Annotated in this window: 3 protein-coding genes; all 3 read left to right on the plus strand. The window is 41.4% G+C overall.

All coding sequences use genetic code 11. The features are described from left to right. Window positions 1-175 precede the first annotated feature (175 nt). The 3 genes from GLIP_RS18550 to GLIP_RS18560 are packed head-to-tail and all read left to right on the plus strand — an operon-like array spanning window position 176 to window position 2,634. Entirely contained in the window at window positions 176-1,837 is a 1,662-nt protein-coding gene (locus GLIP_RS18550) for an ABC transporter ATP-binding protein (RefSeq protein ID WP_008846232.1), read from the plus strand. A 25-nt stretch (window positions 1,838-1,862) separates the two neighbouring features. Further along, window positions 1,863-2,141, plus strand: coding sequence for a PqqD family protein (locus tag GLIP_RS18555; RefSeq protein ID WP_008846233.1), 279 nt, complete (start codon window positions 1,863-1,865; stop codon window positions 2,139-2,141). Between the two features lie 52 nt (window positions 2,142-2,193). Continuing rightward, window positions 2,194-2,634 carry a lasso peptide biosynthesis B2 protein gene (locus GLIP_RS18560; protein ID WP_008846234.1) on the plus strand — a complete coding sequence of 147 codons (441 nt, stop codon included), beginning with the start codon at window positions 2,194-2,196 and terminating at the stop codon, window positions 2,632-2,634. Window positions 2,635-2,818: the final 184 nt, after the last annotated feature.

Here is a 2,818-nt window from a genome sequence, read left to right on the forward strand (position 1 = left end):
CGAGCAACCTGTAGCACGGGATTTATCCCGTGGAATGACAAAAACACACAAAACACACTATATTTTCAATCCCTGCTGTTACTCTGCCTAAAAAATAGGGTAGAGTATTAATCATCAGTTACTTGCATTTCATAGGGATAGCTAAGTTAGAGTTTATATCTAACCCGCAAATTGCATGTCATTTTTATCGTTGTTCAATTTACTTCGTTACCATAAAACCGCGCTGAGTCTCGCAGTGATTTTGATGATCGCCGAGAGCGTGATAAGTCTGGCGATCCCGTATTTTATTGGCCAATTTTCTACCAGTATTTTAGATGAGCAAAATGTATTTGGTTGGTCGATTACACAAATTTGTTTGGCCTGGATAGTACTTATTATTTTGCAAGCTGGTCTGCGTTTTGAATCAACCTTTAGGACCAACATTGTCGGCGCCGAAGTACTCAATGACTTAAGTTGCAGGCTCTATGATCATGTTCAAATGCTTCCTATGGCCTATTTTAGCAATCGCAAAAAAGGTGAAATTTTATCGCTAATTAGCAATGATGCTAATGTGCTGAGTTATTTTCTATCAGGCGTGCTAACCGGATTAGTACCCGCGGCTTTGCTCGTGTTAGGTGCTATTTTTATGATGGCGCAAATCAACCTTAGTATTGCTTTAATTATTATTGTTACCGTACCGGTGTTTTTAGTTGCGATTAAAATTGTCGGCAGAACCATAAGGCCGATTTCCGAACAGGTGATCAAACATCAAGCCGGAGCAATTGCTATTGCGACTGAAAATTTCGGCTCAATGCAACTGGTCAAAGCGTTTAATCGTCAAGGAATTGAGTCTAAAAAATTCAGACAAAACGCCAATCAAGTATTAAATCTGCGAGCGCGACTACTGCGTATTCAAGCGCTTATTTCGCCGCTGATTCAAATGATTATCTCCATTGGAATCGTATTTATTGTGGTGGTGAGTGCGCTGCATTATCAAGCTGGCGAGTTGTCGATACCTGATCTGATAACCTTGCTTATGTATGGACTAGTCTTTGCAAAACCTATGAGCAGTTTTGCTGGGCTTTATAGTCAGTTGCAACAGGCTAGAGGGTCTTCGACTCGGATTTTGGATGTATTCAATGTTTCGCCCGAATCGGACGATAAAGCGAGATTTGACTTAAAATGTCAGCAAGGTTTTATACAATTTAACGATGTTTCATTTGCATACAAGTCTGCAGAGCCGGTGTTGAGCAATGTTAACGTAACCTTTGAAAGCGGCTCAACCAATGTCATTATTGGTCAGAATGGGGCGGGTAAAACTAGCTTAATCCATTTGTTGATGCGATTTATGGAGCCCAACTCCGGTACTATCTTGATTGATGAGCAAAATATTGCTGATTGTAGTTTGGTATCGCTGCGCAAAAGCATAGGTTTAGTATCACAAGACATTGCTTTGTGTGATGGGAATATTTTAGACAACATAGCGTATGGTTTGCCACAAGCCAGTGAGGCTGAAATTGTTGAGGCCGCCCAATTAGCTGGTGCTGACAACTTCATAAGTGGATTGAAAGAGGGCTATTACACTCAGGTAGGTGAAAATGGTGTGTTGCTATCGGGCGGGCAACGTCAGAGGATCTCATTGGCAAGAGCCCTTTTAATCAATCCGCAAATTCTATTGTTCGATGAACGTACATCTTTTGCTGATGTTGCTGGAAAACACGAATTTACTCATCTGCTGGCACATTCTTTGAAAGAAAAAACCATAATCATCGTCACTCACGACCAACAACTGTGTGACGTGGCAGATAAAATCTATAAAATTGAGTCTGGCGTTTTGGGTACTAGAGCCCATGCTTAGCGGGACAATTGAAAAGGACGTGAAAATGCTGGATAGCAACATCAAATTTAAACTTTCAGACAATGCGTTGTTTCAAAAAGTTGTAGATGAAACCGTAATATTGGATTCCGTAACTGGGCAATATTACACACTCGATCCCATCGGCACAGAAATGGTCGAAGCGCTTAACGCCGGTAAGACAGTATCGCAGGTAGTAGCACTAATTGAGCAAGACTATGATGCCAACGCCGAAAATATTCAGGCTGATCTAACCGAGCTCATTGATAAGATGACAGGCAAAGGGCTTTTGGTAGAAGATGTGTAGCTCACATAGATGTCTGTAGATAAGCGATAAAATACTCAATATGCTCAATTGTATGTCATCTTTATCCACTATATTGAAAGCTTACTGGCTGTTAGCCAAATGGGATTACAAAATTTCTAAGCAACCCTATGCGAAATGGAAAAGCGATTTAGATTCTAACTCAGTTGACCTTTCATCCAGCCCCAACCAACGTTTTGATGCATACCCTCAGCAACAGTATGTTCAAGTTGCACAACTGTTTGGCAAAGTCACACGACATCATTATCGAAAGATGAATTGCCTAAGGCGTTGTATGGCATTAAAAGAGTTGCTAATTAGCATGCATATGCCATCAAACTTACACATCGGCGTTAGATTTGCACCAGAGCTACAAGCCCATTCTTGGCTAAGCGTAAATGGTTTTATTATCAACGACAGCAAAGAAGTGGTAAGTACCTACACAGAAATAACCAATAAAAGCCAATTTTTCCAAACAAGTATCTCAACATTATAACCGTCCCCTGTAGGCGGTTGCTTTAGCCCCGCGCGAACATACAAGATTCAATGGCCTAAAGGCCATGCTACGGATTTTTTTGTAGGCGGTTGCTTTAGCCCCGCGTGTACCTGCAAGATTCCATGGCCTAAAGACCATGCTACGGATTTTTTTGAGGCGGTTGCTTTAGCCCCGCGCAACATAC

This window comes from Aliiglaciecola lipolytica E3 (assembly GCF_000314975.1).
In the GTDB taxonomy this organism is placed as follows: domain Bacteria; phylum Pseudomonadota; class Gammaproteobacteria; order Enterobacterales; family Alteromonadaceae; genus Aliiglaciecola; species Aliiglaciecola lipolytica.